At 68.8% G+C, this 5,854-nt stretch carries 5 protein-coding genes, 2 tRNA genes and 1 pseudogene; 5 read left to right on the forward strand and 3 right to left on the reverse strand.

Features of this window, described 5'->3' with window-relative positions; translation table 11 throughout:
* Window positions 1-222: 222 nt before the first annotated feature.
* Window positions 223-295: transfer RNA gene (locus ABZX92_RS44820), tRNA-Gln, on the forward strand.
* A 152-nt stretch (window positions 296-447) separates the two neighbouring features.
* Window positions 448-520: transfer RNA gene (locus tag ABZX92_RS44825), tRNA-Cys, on the forward strand.
* Window positions 521-602: 82 nt separating this feature from the next.
* On the opposite strand, the pseudogene ABZX92_RS44830 reads toward ABZX92_RS44825, so the two are convergent.
* Window positions 603-1,223, reverse strand: a pseudogene (locus ABZX92_RS44830) (inositol monophosphatase family protein); the annotation flags it as partial.
* A 58-nt stretch (window positions 1,224-1,281) separates the two neighbouring features.
* Between ABZX92_RS44830 and ABZX92_RS44835 the strand changes: the two are divergent.
* The 3 genes from ABZX92_RS44835 (at window position 1,282) to ABZX92_RS44845 (ending at window position 3,415) form a co-directional block, all read left to right on the forward strand.
* Window positions 1,282-2,256: a DUF5937 family protein gene (locus ABZX92_RS44835; protein WP_355572140.1), complete on the forward strand. Its 975-nt coding sequence runs from the start codon at window positions 1,282-1,284 to the stop codon at window positions 2,254-2,256.
* Window positions 2,253-2,993 carry a DUF1684 domain-containing protein gene (locus tag ABZX92_RS44840; protein WP_355572142.1) on the forward strand — a complete coding sequence of 247 codons (741 nt, stop codon included), beginning with the start codon at window positions 2,253-2,255 and terminating at the stop codon, window positions 2,991-2,993. The genes ABZX92_RS44835 and ABZX92_RS44840 overlap by 4 nt, the downstream gene beginning before the upstream one ends.
* A 77-nt stretch (window positions 2,994-3,070) precedes the next feature.
* Window positions 3,071-3,415 carry a peptidase inhibitor family I36 protein gene (locus tag ABZX92_RS44845; RefSeq protein ID WP_355572144.1) on the forward strand — a complete coding sequence of 115 codons (345 nt, stop codon included), beginning with the start codon at window positions 3,071-3,073 and terminating at the stop codon, window positions 3,413-3,415.
* Window position 3,416: 1 nt separating this feature from the next.
* On the opposite strand, the gene ABZX92_RS44850 is transcribed toward ABZX92_RS44845, so the two are convergent.
* Both ABZX92_RS44850 and ABZX92_RS44855 read right to left on the reverse strand, forming a co-directional pair.
* The gene (locus ABZX92_RS44850; RefSeq protein ID WP_355572146.1) at window positions 3,417-4,307 is read right to left on the reverse strand and encodes a hypothetical protein; all 891 of its coding nucleotides are present in this window, start codon (window positions 4,305-4,307) and stop codon (window positions 3,417-3,419) included.
* A gap of 416 nt (window positions 4,308-4,723) precedes the next feature.
* Complete coding sequence (locus ABZX92_RS44855; protein ID WP_355572147.1) at window positions 4,724-5,701, reverse strand: LacI family DNA-binding transcriptional regulator; 978 nt, start codon at window positions 5,699-5,701, stop codon at window positions 4,724-4,726.
* Between the last annotated feature and the right edge of the window lie 153 nt (window positions 5,702-5,854).

The raw sequence follows: 5,854 nt of genomic DNA on the forward strand, positions 1-5,854 counted from the left end.
GGGGACATCACCGGGTCGATCACGGCCGGCAAGCGCGCAGACATCATCTTGGTGCGCACCAACGACATCAACCTCGCGCCGGGCGGGTTGTTCGAAACCGGAGAAAGGAGCCAGCCGTGATCGGGCACATGTGTCATCAGCACGACTGGTGCTCCTCGGCATGAGCTGACTCATGTCCCGGGGAGCCGTCCCGTCGCCGTTGCGACGAGGCGGCTTTTTTGTTGCCCGTTGGTCCAATCGGCACGGACGCCGCGCTCTGGACGCGGAGATCGAGGTTCGAGTCCTCGACGGGCAGCTGTGACCGAAGCCGAAGAAGTCGAGGCGCCAGGTTGTGGTCCTGGTCGAAGCCGGTGCGAGTCCGGTCGGTCACCCCAGCGCGCGTGATCCGGTGATCACTTGGGTCTCATAAGCCCGAGGTGCCTGGTTCGACACCAGGGCGCGCGATACGACCCACGTCACGACGGTCGTGTGACGGTCTGCAAAGCCGGAGGACTGGGTTCGACTCCCAGGTGGGTCTCCAGGAGGGCGAGGAAGGCGTCGTGCAGGACACCGTTGGTGGCCAGCACGACGTCCTCCTCGATCATCGTGACGCGCCCGCCGGCTTCCTCGACGAGCACCGGCAGGCACGCCAGGTCGAACTGGTCGACTCCCGAGGCGAACACCGCGTCCACCTCGCCGGTCACCAACCGCAGCACCGACACGTCGTTGTCGACGACGACACAGTGCTCCAGCACCGGTTTCCTCTTGCCGTGCAGACACACCCGCGCCCCGTCCAACGAGTCCCGGACGGACACTCGGCCGGGAGTCTCCCCGTCGTGAGTGATCACCCGGCATCCGATGCCGCGCCCGGCCGCCATCGTTACCCCCATGGACGGCAACGCGGACACCGCGAGCGCCGGGCCGTGTTCGTCCTCCATCGCGAGGTCCACCGAGTACGTCGGCCGTCCGCGCACGAAGTCGGCGGTACCGCTGATCGGGTCGACCAGCCAGCGCCGGCCCGAAACCCCGTGCCGTTCCGGGCGTTCCTCACCGGCGACACCGTCGTCGGGCACCGCCTCCGCCAGCCGCCGGCGCACCAGGTCCTCCACGGCCAGATCAGTCGAGGTGACCTCGCTGCCATCTTGCTTGTACCGCACGTGCACGGTGTCCGAGTCGAACGCCAGTGCTGCCATTCGCGCGGCCTGGTCCACGATTCGCATCGCCAGGCGCAGGTCGGTCCACATGGCTGGGAAGCTTGTCGGCGGCTGCTCTTCTCGCGTAACTGATGTAGCGTTGTGCTACATGATCGAGTTCGTGCTCGGCGAGTCCGACCTGGTCGACGTGCGGTTTGCCGTGTCTCCGCTGAACGAGCTGACGCTGAGCCTGCGCGTGCTGAAGAACCCGGCCCGCCACCCGATGCACCTGCCGTTCGCCCGCCGGATCCGCGGCGTCGACACCGAGGTCCTGCTGGCCCTGTCCAACGAGCGCGGGTGGACGCCGGACTTCCTCAGCCCCCGCCCGGTCACACCGTTCACACGGTTCGAGGACGAGCTCGCCGCACTCCGCGAGGTGCCTGCCCGCACGATGCGACGCGACTTCCGCGCGGTGCTCGGAGAAGTGCCCGCGGTGCTGTGTGACCGCGAACGGATGCTCGCCGCGGTGGAGAACTACTGGCAGGTCGCGTTCGCCGGGAGCTGGGACCGGATGCGCGCGATCCTCGAGGCGGACATCGCGTTCCGCGGCCGCGAGATGGTCCAGCACGGCCTGGCGACGATGCTGTCCGGCATCTCCGAACGGATCACGTTCGCCAGCCCGGTCGTGCGGGTGCTGATCAAGGGTGTGGACCCGTGGCGGGTGGAGGCGCGCGGGCAGGGGCTGACGCTCGTGCCCAGCCTGTTCGCGCTGCGCACGGCCGTGCCCGTGGACCCCGGCGCACCGCCGTTGCTGATCTACGCGGCCCGGGGCGCTGGCACGTTGTGGGAGACGGGCCTGCCGAGTGGTCCAGCTGCTCTGGCCGGCGTGCTCGGTCAGGTCCGGGCGGATCTGCTGGCGGAGCTGGGCGAACCGCGGTCGTCCACCGACATCGCCCGGCGCACCAGCGTCACGACTTCCGCCGTCAACCAGCACCTGCGGGCGTTGCGCGACGCCGGTCTGCTGGCCTCGCAACGGCACGGGCGCAGCGTCGTCTACGCCCGCACCGAACTCGGCGACGCTCTCGTTTCCCATTCCTCGGGAAGGGGAAGCAATGTCCCGGACCCGTCGTTTCACAGGACATGAGCTTCGCGGAGGACTGGCAGACCTGGAAGACCGACCGGGAGAAGAGTCTGGCCGACCCGTACGGGTGGCTCGCGCTCGTCTCGCTCGACTGGCTGGAGAACGCCCCTCGCACCTATGACGGCCTACCGGGCGAGTGGTGGCAAGACGACGACGCGGCGTACTGGCGCGACGGGTCGGACACCCAGCGGTTCGAGCTCGTGCAGAGCGGGCCCGGCACGCGCGTTTCCGTGGGTGACGTCGAGGTCGAGATCGCGCGCCGGGGCGGTTATCTGATCCGCGTCCACGACCCGAAGGCCGAGGTGCTGCGGAACTTCCACGGCGTGCCGTCGTACGAGCCGCAGCAACAGTGGGTGCTGGAGGGCGTCTACGAACCGTTCGACACTCCGATTCCTACGACTGTTGGTGCGGTCGTAGAAGGTCTTAGCCACGTGTACGAGGCACCGGGCCGTGTTCGGTTCACGCACAAGGGCACTGAGCACACGCTGACGGCGTTCAACGGACGCAACGGCGGCTTGAACATCCTCTTCACCGACGCCACGAGCGGCGTGACCACCTATGCGGCGAACCGATCGCTGAACGCGACTCCGGTCGAGGGCAAGGTGGTTCTCGACTTCAACCGCGCGACGAACCTGCCGTGCGCGTTCACCGACTTCGCCACCTGCCCGCTGCCTCCCGAGGGCAACCACCTGCCGTTCGGTGTCGAGGCAGGGGAGAAGATTCCGCACGAGCGGGGTTAGAAACCGGTACGCCCAAGCCTTGACCCCTGCCCAGTGACCCGGGAATGGTGCCAGACAAGGGAAACTGGGGAGGGTTCATGAAGAAGACCGCTGTTTTGCTGTGCGCACTGGCAGGTCTGGCCGTCACGCCCGCGGCTCAGGCGGCCGAGCCGGACTGCACGTTCACCGACGCGTTCTGCGCGTGGGACCGGATCAACTACGAGGGTGCGAGGTTCAACGTCTCGCCGCTCGGGTCCTCGGCGTGCGTGGACCTCGCGGCACACGGGTGGGGCAACCGGATTCGCTCCGCCTACAACAACAGCGCGTTGACCGCGTCGTTGTTCGCGAGCACCGACTGCACGGGCCGGCCCTACCCGATCGACGGCAGGACCGGCCAGCCGAACGTCACGTTCCAGGCGAAGAGCGTCTTCGTCCAGCGCTGACTCACTCGCAGGCGATGCCGTCCTTGTCGCTGTCCAGCCGGTAGATGTCGGTGCCGATCACGCGGATCGGGCCTGCCACGTACGCGGGCCCGTCTCCGCTGCCGCCGGCGCAGTCCACGTCGGACGCGATCGGCACGCAGCCGCTGTAGTTCGGGTCGCACTTCGGCTGCGGCGCCGGCTGCGGTGCTGGTGGGGGAACCGGCGCGGGTTGTGGCTTGGGCTGAGGTTGCGGCTGTGGTTGAGGCTGTGCGGCCGCTGGGGGAGTGGTGGTGGTCGTAGTTGTGGTGGCTGTTGTCGTGGTGGTGGTCGTGGTCGACGACGCGATGGACGGCAACGCCACGGTCGTAGTCGTGGCGGCAGGCGAGGCCGTAGTCGTGTGCGGGGCGGCCTTGTCCTTGGGCGAACCACCGATCGCGGCACCGATGACACCGATGGTGAAGATGAACGCCACCAAGCTGGCCGCGCTGATCGCCACCGGCGCCACCCACGACTTGCGCGCGCCCGCGACCGGCACCACCGCGCCACGCGGAACCTCACGCGGCATCCGCAGCACGACCTGCAGCAACCCGTTGGCGCCGCGCTGGACGAGCGCCGCGCACCCGGTCGCCCCGCCGCCGGACTCCACGTGCATCAGCACGGGCGCATACCGCTGCGACATCAGGAAGGTCAGCTCACCGACGCGGTACCCGTCGAGCCGCACCTCGATCGCGCGCTGACCGCGGTACTTGCCGGTGGCGATCGTGCACCACGTCAGGTGCACGGCGACCTGCCGCGTCACCCCTTCCGGCACCGCGTACCGGGCCAGGACGTCCTGGTGGTGCTGCTCGCCGGTGACGGTCACCGTCACCTCGCCGGGCACCATCACCAGTCCGGCGGCCGAGTTCTCGATCACGGTCAAGCTCCCTCGGGTGGGCGTTCGTACGGCAGGACCATCGAGCCGCTACGCCAGGCGTTACCGAGAGTGCCGCGATGTTGTGCCGATCGAGTGAAAACAGGCCCAACGCGTCACGCAGCGTCGATGATCACCGATGTAACCCTTTCCGCCGGAACGAGCTGAGACGCCGCCCTTCCGAGAGAGCGCTTTCACGCTAGGTTGAGCCAAAGGGCGCAACACCTTCCCCACAGGAGAGCAGATGGCGCTGGACACGCCGTGGCGGCGGTAGTCAGAAGAGCAGGACCGAAACCCGCGAGCATCGCGCGGCGAACGATCCGGCAGGTTCTTCCTGCCCAGCACGCGGCTCGGCGGTGAGTTCACGCTGCGGGTCTGCATCCTGAGCCACCGCACGCACCGCGAACACGTCGAACTGATCAGGCGCTGGTCCGCACCACCAGCGAAGTAGGCAGCAGCACGGACGGCGGCAGCCCCTCCTCGCCCTCGATCTCGGCGAGGAGGCGCCACGTCAGCATCCGCCCGAACCGCTCCACGTCCTGCTTCACCGTCGTCAACGGCGGCACCGCGGGCACGGAGTCGTCGAACCCCACGACGGCCACGTCACCAGGCACGCTGCGGCCCTGCGCGTGCAGCACCTGCAACGCGCCCAGAGCCATGATGTCCGCGGCCACGAACACCGCGTCCAGCGACGGTTCCCGGGTGAGCAACGACGTCATCGCCGACGCGCCTCCCTCGGGCGTGAAGTCGCCGTACGCCACCAGATCCGTGCGGCGGCCGGACATCGCCCGCCGCCACCCGGACAGCCGGTCGAGCCCGACGGCCATGTCGGCGGGGCCCGCGATGGTGGCGATCCGCTGGCACCCCAGCGAGATCAGGTGCTGGGTCGCCTCGATCGCCCCGGTGAAGTTGTCCGAGTCGACGTACGGCACCGGGCCGCCCGCGAGTGGCCGCCCGCCTGCCACGACCGGCAGCCCGTTGTCGTGCAACAACGTCAGCAGCGGGTCGTGGCCGTGCAGGCTGACCACCAAGGCGCCGTCGACGTGCCCTCCGGTCAGGTACGAACCGACGTCGCCGGGCTGGGCCATCATCAGCACCAGCTGCGTGCGGTGCCCGGCCAGTTCGGCGTGGACACCGCGCATCACCCCGGCGAAGAACGGGTCCGCCAGCACGCGGCCGCTCGGCTCGGACACCACCAACGCGATCGCATTGGCCCGATGTCCCGCCAACGACCGCGCGGCGTGGTTCGGCGTGTAGTCGAGCTGGATGACCGCCCGTCGTACCGCCTCCCGTGCCCGCGTGCTCACGTGCGGCGCTCCGTTGAGCACGCGGGACACGGTGGACTTCGACACCCCGGCCAACCGGGCGACCTCGTCGATGCCGGGGCGCCTGGTCATGACGCGATGGCGTTGCTGCGTGCCACTTCGGAGAACCAGCGGGCACTCATCTTCGGGTGTCCAGAGCAGCGTGCTGTTCGAGCGGTCGAGCAGAAGTACCACGAGGAAACCGAGGAACCACAGCGCGGTTCCACCCAGCACGACGGGCACGGG

The organism is Lentzea sp. NPDC006480 (assembly GCF_040611995.1).
Taxonomy (GTDB): Bacteria; Actinomycetota; Actinomycetes; order Mycobacteriales; family Pseudonocardiaceae; genus Lentzea.